Here is a 19,374-nt window from a genome sequence, read left to right on the forward strand (position 1 = left end):
CGACCGATCACTGCCAGGCGTCGAAGGCGTTCTGCATCACCTGGGCGCCGGCGGCGCCCTTCTCGAAGGTCAGCACCGCCCGCCGGCCGGACGTGTAGCGCAGCGCGATGTCGAACCAATTCCGGTGCAGGAGCAGGTCGGTGTTGCGCTCGACGTCGTTCTGCAGCGACGACAGGCCGATCAGGAACAGGTTGTCGCGAACCCGAACCGGCAGGCCCGAGACCGGCGAGCCGCGGGCGCTCTGCTCGTCCTTGGCCTGGAGCAACCCGACATCCTGGACGGTTCTGGACGCGTTGCTGCCGCTCTGGCTGAAGGCCAGGCTCACCGTGTGGGAGGCCGGCAGGGTCGCGTCGAGATTGCGCTGGATGGTCATCACCAGCGTCAGGCCGGCATCCGGGATGGTCACGGTGGCGACGACGGCGTTCTGGACCGGCTGGCCCTGATCCCCGTTGACGGTCTCGAGCCGCCACGTCACCCGCCCCGGCGTCACAGTCGGCTGACCGCCCTCGGCCCCCGTCGCCTCCTCGACGAGTTCCGCCCTCTGCGCGACCGCGACGCCCGCGTCGGCTGGCGCGGGCGTGGCCGCGGCCCGTGCCGGCGCGCCGTTCTCGACGCGCGTCGGGGCCTTGGGGGCCGGGGCGGCGTCACCGCCGACCCGGTCGCCGAACTTGGTCTCGCCTTCCGGCTGCTGCATGTCCGCGGTCTCCGTGCCGTTCGACGGCAGGTTCTGCGGCCGGTCGCGCAGCAGGAAGGCCGCGACGGCGATCAGGCCGATCACCACAGCCAGGACACCGCCCACGAAGACGTTGCGCAGCACGCGCGACCGACCGGTGCGCGGGGGGACCACCTCGATCCGCGGACGCTGACGCCCGCCCGCGCCCTCGGCCGCCTCGGCGTCAGGGTCCTCCACGGCGGGCACCTCGGCGCCGGACGTCTCGGCGCCGGACGTCTCGGCGACCGGTGGGGCCGTGTCGGGCGCGGCCGCCTGCGGCGTGCCCGGACGCGGCGGCGCGATCGGGATCGGTGCCTCGCGCGGCCCGTCCGCGGCCTCCCGATCCCCGTCGCGGGCCGCCACCGCGAACGGCGGCTTCGCCGACGGGAGGATGGGCGCCAGCGCGGGACCGGATCCCGGCTCCGGCGGGGACGGCTCCGGGATCTCCGGCTCCGTCGCCGCGGGGACGATCGGCTCTGGGATGGCGGGTTCTGGCGCGGCGGGTGCGGGCACGGCCGGTGCTGGTGGCGGCGCCGAAACCGTGGCCGGAGCGGGCGTCCCGGGCGCCTGCGCGGAATCGTTGGCGGGGGCCGGGAGGCCGCCGTGATCGACCTCGAGCCGCTCGATCGCGGCGTCGAGCGCCCGACGCTCGAGATCGATATCGGCCTCCGACAGCGGCGGATCGAGGGAGCGCAACTGGCTGATCAGGGCGTTGCGCGCGCGGTCGTAGACCGCCTTGCGCAGGGCGGGCGTTCGGTCCGGCAGCGCGTCGAGCGCGCGGGCCAGAAGCGGGTAGTAATCGGCCATGATACTCTGGTCCGCCCCTTCGGCCGCCGTCCGGCAAAGCCGGTCGGAGGCCGGGGACCGAGGTCCGCGCCCGCCCGACAGGTCCGGTCGCGGCCGTCGGCCGGTTTGTCGTATCCCGCCGCGCGGATCAGGGCCCGCGCGCCGGTTGCCTTCGAGACGGCGGGCGGATCGCGATACGGGCCGCCCGGCCGCCAGCCCGTTCTAGATCAAGCCCGCGCGGACTGGATACAGGCAGGGCCGCCGAAAACACGCGTCGTCAACGGGATAGCGCGCGAAGGGTCAATCCTCGAACGGGTTGTGCATGAGGATCGTGTCGTCGCGCTCGGGCGAGGTCGACAGCAGCGCCACCGGCGCCCCGATCAGCTCCTCGATCCGGCGCACGTACTTGATCGCCTGCGCGGGCAGGTCCGCCCAGGACCGGGCCCCCGCGGTCGTCTCCGACCAGCCCGGGATCACCTCGTAGACCGGCTCGATCCGGGCCTGCGCGGCCTGGCTCGCCGGCAGATGGTCGATCGGCTGGCCGTCCAGCAGGTAGCCGGTGCAGACGCGGATCTCTTCGAAGCCGTCGAGGATGTCGAGCTTGGTCAGCGCGATGCCGTGGATGCCGGAGGTCCGGACCGTCTGGCGCACAAGCACGGCGTCGAACCAGCCGCAGCGGCGCTTGCGCCCGGTATTGACGCCGAACTCGCGCCCGCGGCTGCCGATGGTCTCGCCGATCTCGTCGAACAGCTCGGTGGGGAACGGTCCCTCGCCGACGCGGGTCGTGTACGCCTTGGCGATGCCCAGGACGTAGCCGATCGCGCCCGGGCCGAGGCCCGAGCCCGTCGCCGCCTGCGCGGCCACGATGTTGGAGGAGGTCACGAACGGGTAGGTGCCGTGGTCGACGTCGAGCAACGCGCCCTGCGCGCCCTCGAACAGGATGCGCTTGCCGGCCCGGCGCTCCTCGTCGAGCAGCGACCACACGGTGTCGGCGAAGGGCAGGATCTTCGGCGCGATCGCCTTCAGCTCGGTCAGCAGCGCCTCGGCATTCACCTCGTCGATCCCGAGGCCGCGCCGCAGGGCGTTGTGGTGGGTCAGCACGCGCTCGATCTTGGCCGGCAGCGCGTCGGGGTCGGCGAGGTCGACGACCCGGATCGCGCGGCGGCCGACCTTGTCCTCGTAGGCCGGCCCGATGCCGCGCTTGGTCGTGCCGATCTTCAGTCCGGCATTGGCCGTCTCGCGGAAATGATCCAGCTCGCGGTGGAGCGGCAGGATCAGCGTCGCGTTGTCGGCGATCCGCAGGGAGGACGGCGAGACGTCCACGCCCTGCGCCTTGATCCGCTCGATCTCGTCGATCAGGTGCCAGGGATCGACGACGACACCGTTGCCGATGACCGAGAGCTTGCCGCCGCGGACCACGCCCGACGGCAGCAGCGCCAGCTTGTAGGTCACGCCGTCGATGACGAGCGTGTGGCCGGCGTTATGGCCGCCCTGGAAACGGACCACGATGTCGGCCTGCTCGGAGAGCCAGTCGACGATCTTGCCCTTGCCCTCGTCGCCCCACTGGGCGCCCACAACGACGACGTTGGCCATGCCTGCCTGCTTACCCGCGACGGAAACCGGGACGGCGCCGCCCACGGGTGCAGGCGACGTACGTCGTGAGCCGTTTCCGCGATCCGAGCAACGAAATCAAGCAAGGGGCCGCATGTTCGGACCGCATGGCGGTCGGCCGGAGCCGGTCACGACCGGCTTACTTGGCCTCGGTACCGGGGTCGCGACCGGGCAGTTCGTGCGGCTTGATCACCGGCATGGAGCCGGACTGATCGGGCTTCACCACGGTGCCGGTCGTGCCGGAATCCGGCGGCTTGATCACGCCGTCGTTCTTCTGGAGCTTGTCGCTGAGCGACTGATCCTGCGGCGGCGCGTCCGCGTTCGGGCGCACGCGCTCGGGCGGCGCCGGGCTGGTCGTCTGGGCGCGGGCGGGCGCCGCCGCGACGGCGGCCGCTAGGGTCGTCGCGAGAGCGGCGAGCAGGGTCTTGTTCGGCACGAGGGCCTCCCCGATTCGAGACACGAATTCGGGGAGGAACAGCCGGGGACGGGATCCGTTCCTGTCCGCGATCGGGTCCGACGTCCCGTCCTGTGGACCGGATCCGGCGGCCTCAACCCTGGCGGGCGGCCTCGATGTAGAGCTCGCGCAGGCGCCGGGTCAGCGCGCCCGGCCGCCCCTCGCCGATTGACCGCCCGTCGATCTCGACGACCGGCATCACGAAGGCGGAGGCGCTGGTGTAAAAGGCCTCCTGGGCCGCGTAGACCTCGTCCACCGGGATCAGCCGCTCCTCGATGCGCAGGTCGGCCTCCTGCGCGAGGCGCAACACCGAGGCCCGGGTGATGCCCGGCAGGAGCGCCGTGGAGAGCGGCCGGGTCACGAGCACGCGGTCGCGGTTGATGATGAACGCGGTCGAGGAGGAGCCCTCGGTGACCGCGCCGTCCTCGACCATCCAGGCCTCGGCGACGCCGGCCTCGGCCGCCTGCTGCTTGGCGAGCACCTGCGCCAGCAGGGCCACCGACTTGATGTCCCGCCGCTTCCAGCGCAGGTCCTCGACGGTGATCACCCGGGCGCCGCTCTCGGCGAGCGGGTTGGCGAGCACGGTCTTGGCCTGCGTGAACATCACCACGGTGGGCTCGGTGCCGGCCTTCGGGAAGGCGAAGTCGCGCTCGGCCACCCCGCGGGTCACCTGCATGTAGACGAGCCCCTCGGTGACGCCGTTGCGGGCCACGAGCTCGGTCTGCAGGCGCTCCCAGCCCGCCGCGTCGTGCGGGTTGCGGATGCCGATCTCGCCGAGCGAGCGGTCGAGGCGCGCGAGGTGCGCGGCGTTGTCGACGAGCTTGCCGTCGATGATCGCCGAGACCTCGTAGATGCCGTCGGCGAACAGGAAGCCGCGGTCCATGATCGGCACGCGCGCCTCCTCGTAGGGGAGGAACTGGCCGTTGAGGTAGACGATGCGGGGTGCGGTCACGGGGAGCTGTCCTGTGTTCGGCGCAGGCCCGGAAACGCGGGCCCGCGAGCGCGGGTCGAAGCAGGAATCGTGCGGAGTCTCAGCGGTCGCCGAAGACCCGCCCGAAGATCGTGTCCACGTGCTTGAAGTGGTAGCCGAGATCGAAGCACGCCTCGATCTGCTCGGCCGGGAGCGCCGCGGCGACCTCCGGGTCCGCCTTGAGCAGCGCCAGGAAATCGCCCTCGCCGCGCCAGACCGGCATCGCGTTGCGCTGGACCAGCCGGTAGGAATCCTCGCGGGAGATCCCGGCTTGGGTCAGCGCCAGCAGCACGCGCTGCGAGTGGATCAGGCCGCCGAGCCGGTCGAGGTTCTTCTGCATATTGGCCGGGTAGACCAGCAGCTTCTCCATCACCCCGGTCATCCGCGCCAGGGCGAAGTCGAGGGTGACGGTGGCGTCGGGGCCGATCATCCGCTCCACCGACGAGTGGGAGATGTCGCGCTCGTGCCAGAGGGCGACGTTCTCCAGGGCCGGGGTGACGTAGCCGCGCACCATCCGGGCGAGGCCCGTGATGTTCTCGGTGAGGACCGGGTTGCGCTTGTGCGGCATCGCCGAGGAGCCCTTCTGCCCCTCGGAGAAGAACTCCTCCGCCTCGAGGACCTCGGTGCGCTGGAGGTGCCGGATCTCGATCGCCAGCCGCTCCAGCGACGAGGCGACGACGCCGAGGGTCGCGAAGAACATCGCGTGCCGGTCGCGCGGGATCACCTGGGTCGAGACCGGCTCGGCGGTCAGGCCCATCTTCTCGGCGACGTACTGCTCCACCCGCGGGTCGATGTTGGCGAAGGTTCCGACCGCGCCCGAGATCGCGCAGGTGGCGACCTCCTCGCGGGCCGCGACGAGGCGGCGGCGGTTGCGCTCGAACTCGGCGTAGGCCTGGGCGAGCTTCAGACCGAAGGTGACCGGCTCGGCGTGGATGCCGTGCGACCGGCCGATGGTCGGGGTGAGCTTGTGCTCCAGGGCCCGGGTCTTCAGGGCGGAGAGCAGCGAGTCGACGTCGGCGATCAGGATATCGGCCGCCCGCACCAATTGCACGTTGAGGCAGGTGTCGAGCACGTCCGAGGAGGTCATGCCCTGGTGGACGAAGCGCGCCTCGGGACCGACGATCTCGGCGAGGTGGGTCAGGAAGGCGATGACGTCGTGCTTCGTCACCGCCTCGATCGCGTCGATGCGGGCGACGTCGAAGACCGCGTCCTTGCCCTTGGTCCAGATCGTCTCGGCCGCCGCCTTCGGCACGACACCGATCTCGGCGAGCGCCGTGGTGGCGTGGGCCTCGATCTCGAACCAGATCCGGAAGCGGCTCTCGGGCGACCAGATCGCCGTCATCGCGGGGCGGCTATAGCGGGGGATCATGGGGGCCTCGGCACGGTCCGGATTGCGTGCGTGGCCGGTAGCATGCGCCGGGCCGGCCGCTCAATGCGCATCGGGCATGCCGGGACGGCAACCGACGTGAAACGCGCGCCGCACCGGGCTCAGTCGATCCGCACCCAGCCCTGGCCCATCAGCCGTTCCTGCGGGCGGAAGCGGGACTTGTAGTCCATCTTGCGCGAGCCCTCGACCCAGTAGCCGAGATAGAGGTACGGCAGGCCGAGCTGGCGGGCACGGCGGATATGGTCGAGGATCATGAAGGTCCCGGGCGAGCGCGCGGCCTCCGCGGGATCGTAGAACGAGTAGACCATCGACAGGCCGTCCGAGAGGACGTCCGTCAGGCAGAACGCGAGCGGCGGTCCGGAGCCGCGGCCGGTGATCGCCGTGTCCGGCCCGTGCCGGCGATACGACACGAGGTGCGTGTCGACGTGGCTGTCCTCGACCATCATGGCGTAGTCGAGCACGGTCATGTCGACCATGCCGCCGTCGCCGTGCCGGGCGTCGAGGTAGCGGCGGAACAGGGCGTACTGCTCGGAGGCGGGCCGGTTCGGCTCCGGCGTGCCGACCCAGTCGGCGCTGCGCGCCAGGATGCGCCGCTGGCTGGCGCTCGGCTCGAACTCGTCGACCACCACGCGGACCGAGACGCAGGCCCGGCAGGTCTCGCAGGCCGGCCGGTACGCGATGGTCTGGGAGCGGCGGAAGCCGCCCTGCGTCAGGATCTCGTTCAGGTCGCGGGCGCGCCGTCCGACCAGGTGGGTGAAGACCTTCCGCTCCTCCTGCCCCGGCAGATAGGGGCACGGCGAGGGGGCGGTGAGGTAGAATTGCGGTGTGTCGCGCGGGTGGCTGGTCACGCTTCTCACAGACCCTGCGCCGGGTTCATCCTCGCGGCGCCGGCGTGACAGTGTACAGGCGACCGGCCGGGGCTCAATGGCCCGGCCGGTCGCACCGTCAGATTTTCATCAGTGGAATCGCGGCTCAGCGCGCGTGGACGACGGCGAGGCCGAGGAGCAGGTCGTGCCCGAGGCGGCGGTCGGAGCGCATGAGCCCGAACGCGATGTCGACGCACCAGAGCAGGAAGGTCGAGATCGCCACGTAGAACAGCAGCGCGTGGACCGCGGCCGTGATGACGTCGACCCGCGCGCCGCTCTCGGGCGCGACGGTTCGCAGGCCCATCATCCGCTGGCCGATCGTGCTCTGCTTCGGGCCGCCCACCGTGATCGCGCTGTAGATGATGCCGCTCGCCGGAAGGACCGCGAACAGCGTCCAGCCGAGGCCGAAAGTGACCACCCCGATCACGGTGATCGCGAGGGTCAGCAGGGCCGTGAAGCCGAAGATGAACAGGATGTCGAGGAGATAGGCGACCGTCCGGCCACCCAGGCTCGCCCGCACGAACGGGATCGGCAACGCGGTGGCGTAGCCGGGCGCTTCGAAGCGCTGCGCGTATCCGGGTTGTGGGTTCTGCATGGTGTCGCGTCCTGCAAGCGAGGCTGCGGACGTGAAGGTGGGTGCGCGCGCCGGATGCCGCAAGGGGATCCGTGAGGAGACGCGGGCGTGGGCGCGCCTCAGCGCCCGGCCGGGTCTCCGGCCGCGGCGTCGGGCGTGTCGAGGTAGAAGCGCTTGAGCATGTAGAGGGACGGGCCCGACAGGGTGCTCGCCTCGGTGGCGAGGGCGACCAGGGTCGTGCCGGCATCGAAGCGGCAGGTCAGCCAGTGCTGCCGGTTCCCGTCGGCGTAGTCGACGCGAACCGAGTTCGCCGCCGGCCCCGGCGCCGCGCGCAGGAGCCGGATCCCGTCCTGCGGCGCGACCGCCGGGAGCGCCCGGCGGCAGGTGGCGACGCGATCCCGGCGCAGGGTGTCCTGGCAGGCGACGAGCCCCGCGAGGAAGCCGACCACGACCGCGGCCCCGAGGAGCCAGCGGTGCCCGCGCTTCACGGATGGTTGCGCAGGCGCTCCGCGACCCGCGGCGCGTGATAGGTGAGGACGCCGTCGGCGCCGGCCCGCTTGAAGGCGAGGAGCGCCTCGACCATCGCGCGGTCGCCGTCGAGCCAGCCGTTGCGGGCGGCCGCCTCGATCATCGCGTACTCGCCCGACACCTGGTAGGCGAAGGTCGGCACCTGGAACTCGTCCCGCACCCGGCGGATGATGTCGAGATAGGGCAGGCCCGGCTTCACCATCACCGAATCCGCGCCCTCGTCGAGGTCGAGCCGGACCTCGCGCAGGGCCTCGGCCGAGTTGCCGGGATCCATCTGGTAGGTGCGCTTGTCGCCGACCAGCGCCGCCTTGGTGCCGATCGCGTCCCGGAACGGCCCGTAGAAGGCGCTGGCGTATTTCGCCGCGTAGGCCATGATCTGCACGTCGAGGAAGCCGGCCTTGTCGAGGCCCGCGCGGATCGCGCCGACGCGCCCGTCCATCATGTCGGAGGGCGCGATGATGTCGGTCCCGGCCTCGGCCTGGATCAGGCTCTGCTCGACGAGGACCGCGACCGTCTCGTCGTTGAGGATCGCGCCGTCCCGCATCAGGCCGTCGTGGCCGTGGCTCGTGTAGGGATCGAGCGCCACGTCGGTCATGATCCCGATCTCGGGCACGGCCCGCTTCACGGCGCGGACCGCCCGGCAGACGAGGTTGTTGGCGTTCAGCGCCTCCGAGCCGGTCGGGTCGCGCAGCGACACCTCCGTGTAGGGGAAGAACGACACCGCCGGGATGCCGAGCTTCGCGGCGCGCTCCGCGTCGCGGACGATCTCGTCCACCGAGAGGCGCTCGACGCCCGGCATCGAGGCGACCGGCTCGCGGCGGCCCTCGCCGTCGATCACGAACATCGGCCAGATCAGGTCGTCGACCGTCAGGGTGTGCTCGCGGACGAGGCGGCGCGACCAGTCGGCCTTCCGGTTCCGGCGCGGGCGCTGGGTGATCTTCAGACCCTCCACGCGGGCGCCCTCGCGGGCGGCCTCCACGGCGAGAGGGCGCGGCTCTGGCAGGGTGTCTGACATGCGGCTTCGCTACCGTTCGCGCGGACCACGCCGCGGATCGCGCGGCGCCCGTGCGCCGGAGGCGATCGACTACCACACCGGGCCGGCGCAACGAAACCCGACCGTTGACGCCGGACGGCGGAACCGCTTCAACCCGGCGACCCCCGACCGATCGATCAGGATCCAGGCCCTTCGCCATGAACCGGCCCCCATCATCCGCGAGCGCTCGATAGTGCCCAGCTACTTTCCGATCCGGCGCAGGACGCCGCGGCCGGGCGGCATCCCGAGCGACCGCATCGAGCGGGCCCAGGGCCCCGCGTCCGGCACGTGGGACACAGTGCTGATCTGGTTCATGCGGCTCACGGCCCTCGTCTGGCTGCTGAAGAGCGTCTTCGCCTGGGCGACCATCCTCGACGTCCTGCCGGGCGTGCGCCCCTTCGAGGCCGAGCCGTTCGGCCGCCAATCCGCGATCGTCTACTTCGCGGTGATCGACGCCGCGGCGGCGATCGGATTGTGGCTGACGAGCGCCTGGGGCGGCGTGATCTGGCTGCTCGCCGTCACGTCGGCGATGACGCTCGCTGTCCTGACACCGCAACTCTTGCCGTTATCGGTGCCGCTGCTCGTATTCGGAGGCTGTGTCGTGACGTTGTACTTCCTGCTGTCCTGGCTGGCCGCGCAGGAAGCACGGTGAACGAACCGTTCTTGTCTTCATTCAGTTTGTCTTTACCGCGAAGAGTAAATCGCGAATTCATCCTGTCGCTTAAATCGCCTTTCATTCCCGAGCCCTAGCTTAGCCATCATCAACGGCGCCGCATCCAACGGGTGCCGGATCATCGGATGGCGAGGCAGAGATGAAGACCCAGAACGCCCGAGTCGCGCAGATCGAGGCCCCCGAGGAAGCCGCCTCCACCAAGGGCTCCTACCTCGAGGCGCTGCACCTCGTGGAGCGGCTGCATCGCCGGCTGCTCGACGTGATCAAGGACGAGTTCGAGCGCCGCGGGCGCGAGGACGTCAACAGCGTCCAGGCGCTGCTCCTGTACAACATCGGCGACAAGGAGCTGACCGCGAGCGAGCTGCGGACCAAGGGCTACTACCTGGGCTCCAACGTCTCGTACAACGTGAAGAAGCTTGTCGAGGCCGGCTATCTCCACCACGCCCGCTCGAAGACCGACCGGCGCTCCGTCCGGATCAGCCTGACCGACAAGGGCCGCCAGGTCCACGAGATCATCCAGGGGCTCTACGACAAGCATGCCCGGACGATCACGCCGATCGGCGGGATCTCGGAGGAGGATTTCATTCGCCTGAACCAGGCCCTCACCCGCCTGGAGCGCTTCTGGACCGATCAGATCCGTTACCGCCTCTGAGGCGCGCCCTCAGAGGTTCAGCAGGCCGATGATCCCGGCGATCACCGCGTAGGCGAAGCCGGCGTTGATGGCGACGCCGAACATCCCGATCACGAGACCGCCCAGCACGACCAGACCGTCGCGCTCGACGAGACCGAGCCCGACCAGGCAGACGGCGAGACCCAGCGGGATCTGCCCGACGATGGGCGCGGCCACGATCAGCGCCAGCGCCAGGGCGAGCAGGACGATCCCCATGCCGCGCATGCCGAGCGCGGTCTCGAACACGCTGACGCGGGGGCGCGACCAGCGCTCCAGGCGGCGCAGGATCGGCACCGCGCGGGTGACGGCGCGCCGGACATCCGTCAGGGCGATCGAGCGGCCGAGGAGCATCCGCGGCAGCCACGGCGCCGACATCCCGGCGGCGATCTGGATCGCCACGAGGAGCAGGAGCAGGCCGCAGATCAGCGGGATCGGCGGCGGCATGGGCAGGCAGTTCGGCAGCCCGAGCAGGACCACGAGCAGCGCGAAGGCACGGTCCCGCAGGACCGCGACGATGTCGCCCACGGTGAGGCGCTCGCCCTCCTGGCTCGCCAGCACGGTGAGGACGTCCGACGTTCGTGCACCGGAGGTCAAGGATCTGCCAACCTTCGCTTTCCCGCGGGGGCTCTAGCCGAGAACATCTGGCACGCCAAGCACGGCAGATTCGCGACAGCGCGATGGCGTCCCGCGGGCGGACGCGCGGCGGACGGCCCGCGAAGTCCCGGCAAGCACAGCGCGCGCACCGACGCACCTTTCCGAAGCAACCTCGTCCCTGCGACACGAAGATCGGCGCGCGAATCCGACAATTCCGGGGGATCGCGAGCGGATCGCGATGAAACGCGGTTAATTTTCTTTTACCTTATTCGGCAGATGTCGGAGGCTCGACTGTGCCGAACCAGCGCCCTCGCCCGAAGATCGCTGGACGCGCGCCCGTTCTCGCGGTTCTGCTCGCGGGACAGGCGGCCGTCTCGCACCCCGCCGGCGGCAGCGAGATCGACACGCTGCTGTTCGGCAGCCTCGACGCCGGCGGCGACACCTTCCTGACCGTCGGGGCGAAGGCCGGCCTCACCTCCCTCGCGCAGGACGGTTTCACCGCACTGGCGAGCGTCGGTGGCGGGCGGCGCGCGGAGTCCGGTCCGGACGGCCCCCGCACGCGCTACACGGTCGCCGCCGCCGCCCTGGCCGGGTACCAGTGGGTCTTCGACTGGGGCGCGGTCGCGGCCTTTGCCGGGCCCGAAATCGCGCGGGAGATGCTGATCGCGGGGCCCCTCTTCGACGCCCTGCCGACGCGCTTCGGGCTCCGGCTCCACGGCGAGGTCTGGGCGCGCCCGAGCGAGGCGACGCTGCTCCAGGCGAGTGCCGTCGCGGGGTCGGCCCGCGACAGCCTGTGGGCGCGCCTCGCCTGGGGCTACCGGCTCTGGGAGACCTATCTGGGTCCCGAGGCCGCCCTCTACACGGACAGGACCGGCTACGCGAAGTGGAGCGTCGGGCTGCACGGGACCGACTTCGCCCTCGGCCGGTACAGCTTCCGCGCGTCGGCGGGCCTCCAGTCCGAGAGCGGCCGGGGCCGCGCCTGCCCCTACCTGAGCCTGTCCGTCTGGTCGCCCCTCTGATCGGCGCCCGGCCGGGCCTCGAGGGCGTCGAGGAACGCGGCCGCGTCGCGGCGGATCTCGGCGCGCCGCCTGTCGCCCAGCCCGCGGAGCGTCCGGTACGGCATGGCCATCCGCTGATTGCCCGCCAGCCGGTCCTCGTTCTCGATGAGGAAGTTCCAGTAGAGATAGTTGAACGGGCACGCCTCCGGCCCGGCCTTGACCTTCACGTCGTACGCGCAGGACGCGCAGTAATCGGACATCCGGTCGATATAGGCACCCGAAGCCGCGTAGGGCTTGGAGCCCATGACGCCGCCGTCGGCCCACAGCACCATGCCGTGGACGTTGGGCAGCTCGACCCACTCGTAGGCGTCCGCGAACACGATCAGGTACCATTCCTCAACCTGAGCCGGGTCGAGGCCGGCGATGAGGGCGAAGTTGCCGGTCACCATCAGGCGCTGGATGTGGTGGGCGTAGGCGTGGGCGCGCGTCTCGGCGACGACCTGCGCGACGCAGTTCAGCGCCGTCTCGCCGGACCAGTAGAACCACGGCAGGTCGCGGCCCGCGCCGAGGGCGTTGCTGTCGCGGTAGGCGGGCATCCGGGCCCAGTAGAGGCCGCGCACGTATTCCCGCCAGCCGAGGATCTGCCGGATGAAGCCCTCGACGCAGTGGAGCGGCGCCGCGCCGTCGCGGTAGGCGCGCTCGGCGGCCCAGCACACCTCCTCGGCGGTGAGCAGCCCGGCGTTGAGGGCGGGCGACAGGAGCGCGTGGTACAGGAACGGCGCGCCGGTCTTCATCGCGTCCTGATAGTCGCCGAAGGTCGGCAGGGCGTCGGCCAGGAAGTGCCGGAGCGCCGCGAGGGCGTCGGCCCGGGTCACCGGCCAGGAGAAGCCGGTGAGATCGCCGAAATGGTCGCCGAACTCGGCCTCCACGAGGGCGATGACCGCGCGCGTGACGGAATCGGGCTGGAAGCCGATCCGGTCCGGCGGACGATGCCCCCTGGGCAGGCGCTTGCGGTTCTCGGGGTCGTAGTTCCAGCGGCCGCCCGCGGGCTCGCCGTCGTCCATCAGGAGGCCGGTCCGGCGCCGCATGCCCCGGTAGAAGGTCTCCATCCGCAGGTGATGCCGGCCCTCCGCCCAGCGGCCGAAATCCTCCCGCGGGCACAGGAAGCGGTTGTCGCCGCGGATCTCGACCGGGATCGCCAGGGTCTCGCGCCAGTCCTGCATCATCTCCCAGACGCGCCACTCGCCCGGCTCGGTCACCACGACCCGCTCCGGCCGGTGGCGCGCCACGGCGCGCTCCAGCTCGCCGGTGAAGCTGCCGGTGTTGCCCGCGTCGGTCAGGCGCACGTACGCGACCGTGATGCCCTCCGCCTCCAGCTCGGCCGCGAAGTGGCGCATGGCGGCGAACAGGAAGGCGATCTTCTGCTTGTGGTGGCGGACATACGTCGCCTCGTCGCGGACCTCGACGATGAGGACGACGTCGTGCTCGGCGTCGAGGTCGACGAGGCTCGACACCCGGCGGGTCAGCTGATCGCCGAGGACGAAGCGCAGGGTTCCGGACGGCGCGGCACGGCGTTTCCCGGCCATGCCTAGACCTTCCCGTCCGGGGCGGAGCGTTCGCCATCCGCGGCGCGGCCGAACCCTCCGGTCCCGCCGTCGAAGATCACCCGAACCACGCCGTTCCCCCTTGCCACCGCCGCCGGCCCAATCAAGGTAGGCCCGGGGACGCGGCCGGGCAGGCGGCGGACCCGCGCCCTCCACGTGCACAAGGTCGCAGGCGGCAAGCATGAAGTTCGCGTTCGCCGGCATCGACTTCCTCGGCGGGGTCTTCGAGGGTCTGCTGGACGCCGGCTGGACGCCGGTGAAGCTGTTCACGCGCCCCTGCGACGGGGTCTACGACCACAACGAGGTCGTCGTGGCCCGCGCCCGGTCCTTGCGGCTGCCGATCCAGCTCTCGCGGATCCGCGAGCGGGACATCGAGGCGCTCCAGGCCGAGCACGGGCGCGACTGGGCACTCGTGGTCGCGGGCTATCCCTGGCTCATCAAGGGCTGGAAGGGCCGCGCCGCCTACGGCCTCAACTTCCACCCCTCCCCGCTCCCGACGGGCCGCGGCCCCTACCCGCTGTTCCGGGCCGTCCTCGACCGCTACGAGACCTGGGGCGTCACCGCCCACGTGCTCGCCGACGGGTTCGACACCGGCGATATCCTGGCGCAGGAGATCTTCGCCCTGAGCCCCCGCGAGAGCCACGAGACGCTGCTCGCCAAGTGCCAGATGGCGGCGCGCCGCCTCGCCGCGGGCCCCCTCGGCCGCGACCTGCCCAATCGCTGGCGGCGCTCCGAGCCGCAGGGCGACGGCTCCTACTGGCCGCGCGCGACCGACGCCGACCGGACGCTCGACTTCCGGCAGGACGTCGAGACGGTCCTGCGCCGGGTGCGGGCCTTCGGCACGGTCGAGACGATCGCGCGGCTCGGCGATGCCCGGGTCTACGTGGCGGAGGCGCAGGGGTGGCAGGAGCGCCACGCGCACACGCCCGGAGCGGTGGTGCACCGCCACCGCCGCCACGTCGTGGTGGCGGCCCTCGACGGGTACGTCCAGCTGACCCGCTGGTCGCCGGTTCCCCTCGCGGAGGCCGGGCAGATCGGCCGCTGACCGGCCCGTCCGGGAACCCGAACGCCGACCCCGATGTTTCCGGCGGCCCGGGCACTCCGCCGGGGCCCCACGGGAGTCCGCCATGTCGACCCGCGCCAGCCTCGCCGCAGCCCTCGGATTCGCCGCGCTGTTCACCGGCTCTGCCCTCGCGCAGGCGGTGATCGTCACGCCCGACGAGTTCGGCCCCGACGACGACGTGGTGGTGCGCGACTACATCGTGCGCCGGCCGGTGGGTCCGGGCCCGATCGTCGGATCGATCCCGCTGCGGCCCGGCAGCATCGTGCCGCCCGACGTGCGGCTCGCGCCCTTCACGGAGGCCCCGAACCCGCGCCTGCGCCGCTTCGGCTACTTCGTGGCGCCGGGCGACAAGATCGTGGTCGTCGATCCCGACACCCGCGCGGTGGTGCGCATCCTGGACCGCTGACGGCCGGCGGCGGCGCTCACCAGTCGCTGAGCACCGCGCGCTTCCAGCGGTCGGGCGCGACGCAGCGGTACTCGTAGGCCTCGTCCCAGGCGTGGTCGCCGGGGGTGCAGGGCGCGCGGCTGCTCGCGGGCGGCCGCGGCAGGCTCTCGCGGAGGGAAGCGGCCTCGATCTGCCCGTTGTCGCTCACGCGCATGACCGGCCCGGCCGCCGTGCCGTAGACCAGATCGCGCCCGTCGAAGCCGAGGCTGCGGGAGAAGCCGCCCTCGCGGTTGCCGTCGAGCCCGATCGCCTGCCCGGCCGCGAGCAGCATCGGGACGCCGGTGAAGCGCGCGGCGGCGGCGTCGATGCCGATGCCGTAGGTCCCCTCCCCCTGGAACGAGATCGCCCGGTCGGTGATGGAGCCGGTGAGGTTGCCCATCAGGATCCCGTAGCCGGTATGGGCGCCCGGAACGCCGCCGGTGGAGATCTGCAGTCCGACCCGCTGGCGGTTGCGGTCGGTGGTCGGCGACTGCGCCGAGACGTCGATCTCGGCGCCGATGCAGGAGGCGACCGGATCGGCCTCGTCGGTCATGTCGACACAGTTGAAATTGCCGGCCCAGGAGGGCCCGACCGGCCCCAGCCCGTTGGGCTCCTTGAAGATCGTGCCGTTGACCGCGACGTTCTGCGCGCCGGTGCTCGCGAGGGCGCGGTTGTGCAGCTCGCCCGTGATCGTCCACTCGTAGCCGGCATTGTGCGGGCCGGTGGATCCGAGCGCCCAGAGCGCCTTGTAGGTGTGGGTGGCCTCGCCCGACCCCTCCGGCACGTGCCGGTCGACCCGCAGCGTCGAGACCGGATCGAAGCCTTGGGGCCGGTTCCAGAGGAAGACGTGGCCGCCATCGAGGCCCATCACCCCGGTCCCCTGCACGCTGCGGGAGAAATTCGGCGGCCACGGCTGCGGTGCGGACGCCGGATCCGTCGCCGGCGCGGCGCGCGGCGGCTGTCCGGGCGCCTCGGCGGCCGCGACCGTCGGAACGCCGATCGCGAAGCACGCCATCAGGGCGGTGCCGGGGCGGATGCGCATGATCGTCTCCGGATATCCTCTCGGCGCGGCCTCGCCCAGGATCGCACTGGCAGAACCCGCCCGCGGGACCAGATAGGTTACAGCATCGCATCGGCGACGCCGGCCATGGGCGCCCGCGGATGCGGCACCCGCCGCGCCATGGGAGCGAGCCGATGACCGCCCTGCGATTCCTGCGCAATTGGTTCCTGGTGTCGATCCCGCTCGGCCTCCTGATCGGCCGGTTCATCAAGGCCGGCGAAGGGCCGCCGAGACGAGACCGGCGGTGATTACCGGAGACCGGTCCGATAGACAGGGCGCGACTTGCTATTCTGACGCTCGGATGTCGATCATCAATAACATGTTAGCGAATCCGGCGCATTTTTACTGATATCGCGCCATACCGGCCGACCAGGGCAGGAACTTCGGCCGTGTCCCGCAACGCCAGCACCCCTGCCGCCGTCGCGGAACGCCGGGCGACCGAGCGGAGACCCACCGCCCTGCTGGCCTTCGCCCAGCAACGGGACGGCGCGCGCTATCCCTGCCAGGTCATGAACATCTCCGATCGCGGCGCGATGCTGGAGTTCCTGGGTTCGCAGGCGGTGCTGCTGGAGGACGTGTTCGACCTCGTGCTGGCGAGCGCCGAGATGCGCTACGCGGTCCAGCTCGTCTGGCGGAAGGAGCGGACGGTCGGCGTCCTGTTCTGCGGCGAGGCCGTGTGAGAGGTCGACCCTGCGGGCTCAGACCGCGAGCGTCGCCATCAGCGTGAGCCCGACGGCCGGCAGCGCCAGCGCCAGGACCGCGAGGGTGTCGAGGGGTGCGGGCCGGCTCGCCGCGAGCCAGCGACGCTCGGCGAACTTCTCGGCCGCGAACCCGGACAGGACCAGGCCGCAGCCGACGAACGTGACAAGCGCGGACATGGGTCGACCCTTCTTCGCAACGCCGCGCCGTGTGATGCGCCTGACGGGAGTACCCGCGGCGCGGCCATAAAGTTTCACCACGGCGCGGATACGCCGGCGAAAGCGGCGGCGCGCCGGGAACGCCGCCGGCGCGTTCCCGCCTCTCCCGGGGACGAAGGGGTTGCAATCCCGCGCGGATCCATCGAGGCGGAAGCCCAGCGTCATCGACGGGATTGTGGCGGGCGGCGGGAGGCCGGAAGCTTTGAAGACGAGCGGCAACGGCGTGGCCGTCGGACACGATGGCTGGCTGTACTGGGTCGGACGCGCCCGTGAGGTCGAAGCCTTCTACGGCGACACCGCGACCTCGCGGCGGATCCTGAAGCGCTGGACGCGGCTCATCGGGCGGCGCGCGCGGCGCCTCGACGACCTCGGGATCCGGCACGTGCACACCGTCGTCCCCGACAAGCTCGCGATCTATCCGGACCTGCTCGGCCGCCCCTTCCCGGGGCTCGACGACCCGCCCGGGGTTCGGCTCGCCCGGCTAACCGCCGGGGACAGCGGGGCCCCGATGGTCGACCTGCAAGCACCGCTGCTGGCGGCGCGGGCCGAGGAGCCCGTCTACCTGCGGACGGACACGCATTGGACCTACCGCGGCTACCTGACGGCGTACCGCGCGCTCTGCGAGGCCCTGGACGCGCCGGTGGCGGCGCACGTGTTCGCGGGGACCGGCGCGACCGAGTGCTTCACCTTCGATCTCGGTGAGAAGCTCGTCCCGCCGGTCGACGAGGCCTACGTCGCCTACGACTTTCCGCGCCGCGCGGCACGGATCGACGCGAACGCCCTGGTGGCCGTGCGGGAATCCGGCCGGGCCGTGCGGCCGCGCGGACTGTTCGTCGGATCCCGCGTCGTCCTGAGGAACCCGGAGGCGCCGGATCCGCGCCGCGTGGTGCTGTTCGGCGATTCCTACATCTACAGCCCGGGCGCCCGGCTCACGGCGATGCTGGCCGAGACCTTCGCCGAGGTGCACGCGATCTGGTCGGCGAACATCGACTGGGCCTACGTCGAGGATGTCCGGCCCGGCATCGTCATCTTCGAGATCGCCGAGCGGTTCCTGCGGCAGGTTCCGAACGACCGGATCCGCATCGATCGCTTCGCGGCGTCGCGCGCGCGGCGGGCCGTCCGCCCGACGCTCCGGGAGCGGATCCGGCGCTGGCTGCGCTGAGGCCGGCCGCTCCGGAAAGCGAGAGCCCCGCCGCGGTGGCGGCGGGGCTCTGCTCCCTCAGGTGCGCGGCGGCTCAGTAACCGCGGCCGTAATAGCCCGGGCCCCGGTCGAAGGCGCCCGCCGCGGCGGCGCCGGCGGCCGCGCCCGCAATGCCGAGACCGATGGCGGCCCCGGTCGACAGGCCGCGGTGACGGCGGTAGCCGAAATCGCGCCGGTGGCCGTAGCCGCGATCGTAGCCGCGGCCGTAGCCGTAGCCGTGGTGGCCGCCGTAGCCGTAGCCATAACCCTGCGCCTGGGCGCCGGTGGCGCCGAGCGCGCCGAGGGACAGGGTGACGGCGGAGATGAGAGCGAGCTTGCGCATCGGTGACTCCTTCGCAGTTGCGTTGGGACCCCAACCCAAAGCGCAACCAGGGGTTCCGATTTTCATGTGGGCAGGGCGCCGACCGCGCCGGATGTCAACAGTGAGGATCGAGGATGTGGTGAGCGCGCTGGGACTCGAACCCAGGACCTACAGATTAAAAGTCCGTTGCTCTACCAGCTGAGCTACGCGCTCGCGTCCCGGGCCGCGCGGCGGCCCGTCGGGGACGGCGCGTCCGCAATAGGTGAGCGGGACCGGGGGGTCAACACGACGGAGGTGGACAACCCTCAGGCCGCGTCGCCGCGGGTCCGCTCGACGATGTCCCGGGCCTCGTCGAAGGCCGCGTCCGCGTCGAGCTCGGTGGTGTCGAGCCGGATCGCGTCCTCGGCCATGCGCAGGGGGGCGGCGCTGCGCGACGCGTCCCGGGCGTCGCGGGCCTCGATGTCGGCCAGGATCGCCGCGAAGGTCGCCGCCTCGCCGCGGCCGGCCAGCTCGCGGTGGCGGCGGCGGGCACGCTCCTCGGACGAGGCGGTGATGAACAGCTTCACCGCGGCCTCGGGGCACACGACCGTGCCGATGTCGCGCCCGTCGAGCACCGCCCCCTGCGGGTCGGCGGCGAAGCGGCGCTGCCACGCGAGCAGCCCGGCGCGGACCTCCGGCACCGACGAGACGCGGGAGGCCGCCTCGCCCATCGCCCGCTCGCGCAGGCGCGGATCGTCGAGCCGACCGGCGTCGAGGGCCTGGGCCGCCCGCGCCGCGGCGGCGGCATCGTCCAGCGACAGACCGGCGTCGATCAGGGCGAGCGCCACCGCCCGGTAGAGGAGCCCGGTGTCGAGATGCGGCAGGCCGTAATGGTCGGCGAGACGCTTGGCGAGGGTACCCTTGCCGGACGCGGCCGGTCCGTCGATCGCGATGACGAGCGGCATGGCG

At 71.7% G+C, this 19,374-nt stretch carries 22 protein-coding genes and 1 tRNA gene; 7 read left to right on the forward strand and 16 right to left on the reverse strand.

Annotated elements, in window-relative coordinates:
* Positions 1-7: 7 nt before the first annotated feature.
* The 9 genes from BLW78_RS21440 to hemB form a co-directional block, all read right to left on the reverse strand.
* Positions 8-1,519, reverse strand: coding sequence for a histidine kinase (locus BLW78_RS21440; protein WP_091681983.1), 1,512 nt, complete (start codon positions 1,517-1,519; stop codon positions 8-10).
* 279 nt (positions 1,520-1,798) lie between these two features.
* Positions 1,799-3,091, reverse strand: a complete 1,293-nt coding sequence (locus BLW78_RS21445; protein WP_020092844.1) for an adenylosuccinate synthase — start codon at positions 3,089-3,091, stop codon at positions 1,799-1,801.
* A 157-nt stretch (positions 3,092-3,248) separates the two neighbouring features.
* Positions 3,249-3,545 carry a hypothetical protein gene (locus BLW78_RS21450; RefSeq protein WP_091681985.1) on the reverse strand — a complete coding sequence of 99 codons (297 nt, stop codon included), beginning with the start codon at positions 3,543-3,545 and terminating at the stop codon, positions 3,249-3,251.
* A gap of 112 nt (positions 3,546-3,657) precedes the next feature.
* Positions 3,658-4,515, reverse strand: a complete 858-nt coding sequence (locus tag BLW78_RS21455) for a D-amino-acid transaminase (RefSeq protein ID WP_091681987.1) — start codon at positions 4,513-4,515, stop codon at positions 3,658-3,660.
* A 79-nt stretch (positions 4,516-4,594) separates the two neighbouring features.
* Positions 4,595-5,902, reverse strand: coding sequence for an adenylosuccinate lyase (gene purB, locus BLW78_RS21460; protein WP_091681989.1), 1,308 nt, complete (start codon positions 5,900-5,902; stop codon positions 4,595-4,597).
* A 119-nt stretch (positions 5,903-6,021) separates the two neighbouring features.
* The gene (locus BLW78_RS21465) at positions 6,022-6,768 is read right to left on the reverse strand and encodes an arginyltransferase (protein ID WP_091681991.1); all 747 of its coding nucleotides are present in this window, start codon (positions 6,766-6,768) and stop codon (positions 6,022-6,024) included.
* A gap of 124 nt (positions 6,769-6,892) precedes the next feature.
* Positions 6,893-7,381, reverse strand: coding sequence for an RDD family protein (locus tag BLW78_RS21470; RefSeq protein ID WP_042672022.1), 489 nt, complete (start codon positions 7,379-7,381; stop codon positions 6,893-6,895).
* A gap of 98 nt (positions 7,382-7,479) precedes the next feature.
* Positions 7,480-7,848: a hypothetical protein gene (locus BLW78_RS21475; RefSeq protein WP_091681993.1), complete on the reverse strand. Its 369-nt coding sequence runs from the start codon at positions 7,846-7,848 to the stop codon at positions 7,480-7,482.
* Positions 7,845-8,903: a porphobilinogen synthase gene (hemB, locus tag BLW78_RS21480; protein WP_026604877.1), complete on the reverse strand. Its 1,059-nt coding sequence runs from the start codon at positions 8,901-8,903 to the stop codon at positions 7,845-7,847. Before hemB ends, BLW78_RS21475 begins: the two co-directional genes overlap by 4 nt.
* A 259-nt stretch (positions 8,904-9,162) precedes the next feature.
* Between hemB and BLW78_RS32170 the strand changes: the two genes are divergently transcribed.
* Together BLW78_RS32170 and BLW78_RS21490 are read left to right on the forward strand one after the other, a co-directional pair.
* The gene (locus BLW78_RS32170; protein WP_042672025.1) at positions 9,163-9,573 is read left to right on the forward strand and encodes a DUF6163 family protein; all 411 of its coding nucleotides are present in this window, start codon (positions 9,163-9,165) and stop codon (positions 9,571-9,573) included.
* A 160-nt stretch (positions 9,574-9,733) separates the two neighbouring features.
* Positions 9,734-10,246, forward strand: a complete 513-nt coding sequence (locus tag BLW78_RS21490) for a transcriptional regulator LdtR (RefSeq protein WP_056527383.1) — start codon at positions 9,734-9,736, stop codon at positions 10,244-10,246.
* 9 nt (positions 10,247-10,255) lie between these two features.
* Here the strand turns inward: BLW78_RS21490 and BLW78_RS21495 are convergent, their stop codons facing one another.
* The gene (locus BLW78_RS21495; protein WP_267965786.1) at positions 10,256-10,858 is read right to left on the reverse strand and encodes an exopolysaccharide biosynthesis protein; all 603 of its coding nucleotides are present in this window, start codon (positions 10,856-10,858) and stop codon (positions 10,256-10,258) included.
* Between the two features lie 293 nt (positions 10,859-11,151).
* On the opposite strand from BLW78_RS21495, the gene bcsS reads away from it, so the two are divergent.
* A complete protein-coding gene (gene bcsS / locus BLW78_RS21500; protein WP_091681995.1) occupies positions 11,152-11,877 on the forward strand; it encodes a cellulose biosynthesis protein BcsS in 726 nt (241 codons plus the stop codon).
* Here bcsS and BLW78_RS21505 read toward each other — a convergent pair.
* The gene (locus BLW78_RS21505) at positions 11,844-13,442 is read right to left on the reverse strand and encodes a cryptochrome/photolyase family protein (RefSeq protein WP_091681997.1); all 1,599 of its coding nucleotides are present in this window, start codon (positions 13,440-13,442) and stop codon (positions 11,844-11,846) included. The genes bcsS and BLW78_RS21505 overlap by 34 nt on opposite strands.
* A 199-nt stretch (positions 13,443-13,641) precedes the next feature.
* Here BLW78_RS21505 and BLW78_RS21510 point away from each other — a divergent pair, with 199 nt between their 5' ends.
* A complete protein-coding gene (locus tag BLW78_RS21510; protein WP_091681999.1) occupies positions 13,642-14,505 on the forward strand; it encodes a formyltransferase family protein in 864 nt (287 codons plus the stop codon).
* A gap of 82 nt (positions 14,506-14,587) precedes the next feature.
* The gene (locus tag BLW78_RS21515; RefSeq protein WP_020092859.1) at positions 14,588-14,929 is read left to right on the forward strand and encodes a hypothetical protein; all 342 of its coding nucleotides are present in this window, start codon (positions 14,588-14,590) and stop codon (positions 14,927-14,929) included.
* Positions 14,930-14,945: 16 nt separating this feature from the next.
* Here the strand turns inward: BLW78_RS21515 and BLW78_RS21520 are convergent, their stop codons facing one another.
* The gene (locus tag BLW78_RS21520) at positions 14,946-15,989 is read right to left on the reverse strand and encodes a hypothetical protein (RefSeq protein WP_091682001.1); all 1,044 of its coding nucleotides are present in this window, start codon (positions 15,987-15,989) and stop codon (positions 14,946-14,948) included.
* 407 nt (positions 15,990-16,396) lie between these two features.
* Between BLW78_RS21520 and BLW78_RS21525 the strand changes: the two genes are divergently transcribed.
* Entirely contained in the window at positions 16,397-16,687 is a 291-nt protein-coding gene (locus BLW78_RS21525; protein ID WP_020092862.1) for a PilZ domain-containing protein, read from the forward strand.
* An 18-nt stretch (positions 16,688-16,705) separates the two neighbouring features.
* Here the strand turns inward: BLW78_RS21525 and BLW78_RS21530 are convergent, their stop codons facing one another.
* On the reverse strand, positions 16,706-16,885 hold the full coding sequence (locus tag BLW78_RS21530) for a hypothetical protein (protein WP_020092863.1): 180 nt from the start codon (positions 16,883-16,885) through the stop codon (positions 16,706-16,708).
* A 262-nt stretch (positions 16,886-17,147) separates the two neighbouring features.
* Between BLW78_RS21530 and BLW78_RS21535 the strand changes: the two genes are divergently transcribed.
* Positions 17,148-18,086: an alginate O-acetyltransferase AlgX-related protein gene (locus BLW78_RS21535; RefSeq protein WP_244527009.1), complete on the forward strand. Its 939-nt coding sequence runs from the start codon at positions 17,148-17,150 to the stop codon at positions 18,084-18,086.
* 73 nt (positions 18,087-18,159) lie between these two features.
* Here BLW78_RS21535 and BLW78_RS21540 read toward each other — a convergent pair whose 3' ends face one another.
* The 3 genes from BLW78_RS21540 to cmk all read right to left on the reverse strand — a co-directional run bounded on the left by BLW78_RS21540 (position 18,160) and on the right by cmk (position 19,370).
* Positions 18,160-18,447 (reverse strand): hypothetical protein, encoded by a 288-nt coding sequence (locus BLW78_RS21540; protein WP_012322505.1) that lies wholly within the window; start codon positions 18,445-18,447, stop codon positions 18,160-18,162.
* A gap of 116 nt (positions 18,448-18,563) precedes the next feature.
* Positions 18,564-18,639, reverse strand: a tRNA-Lys gene (locus BLW78_RS21545).
* Positions 18,640-18,731: 92 nt separating this feature from the next.
* Complete coding sequence (cmk, locus tag BLW78_RS21550) at positions 18,732-19,370, reverse strand: (d)CMP kinase (RefSeq protein ID WP_091682046.1); 639 nt, start codon at positions 19,368-19,370, stop codon at positions 18,732-18,734.
* Positions 19,371-19,374: the final 4 nt, after the last annotated feature.

It is taken from the genome of Methylobacterium sp. 275MFSha3.1 (assembly GCF_900108435.1).
Lineage (GTDB): Bacteria > Pseudomonadota > Alphaproteobacteria > Rhizobiales > Beijerinckiaceae > Methylobacterium.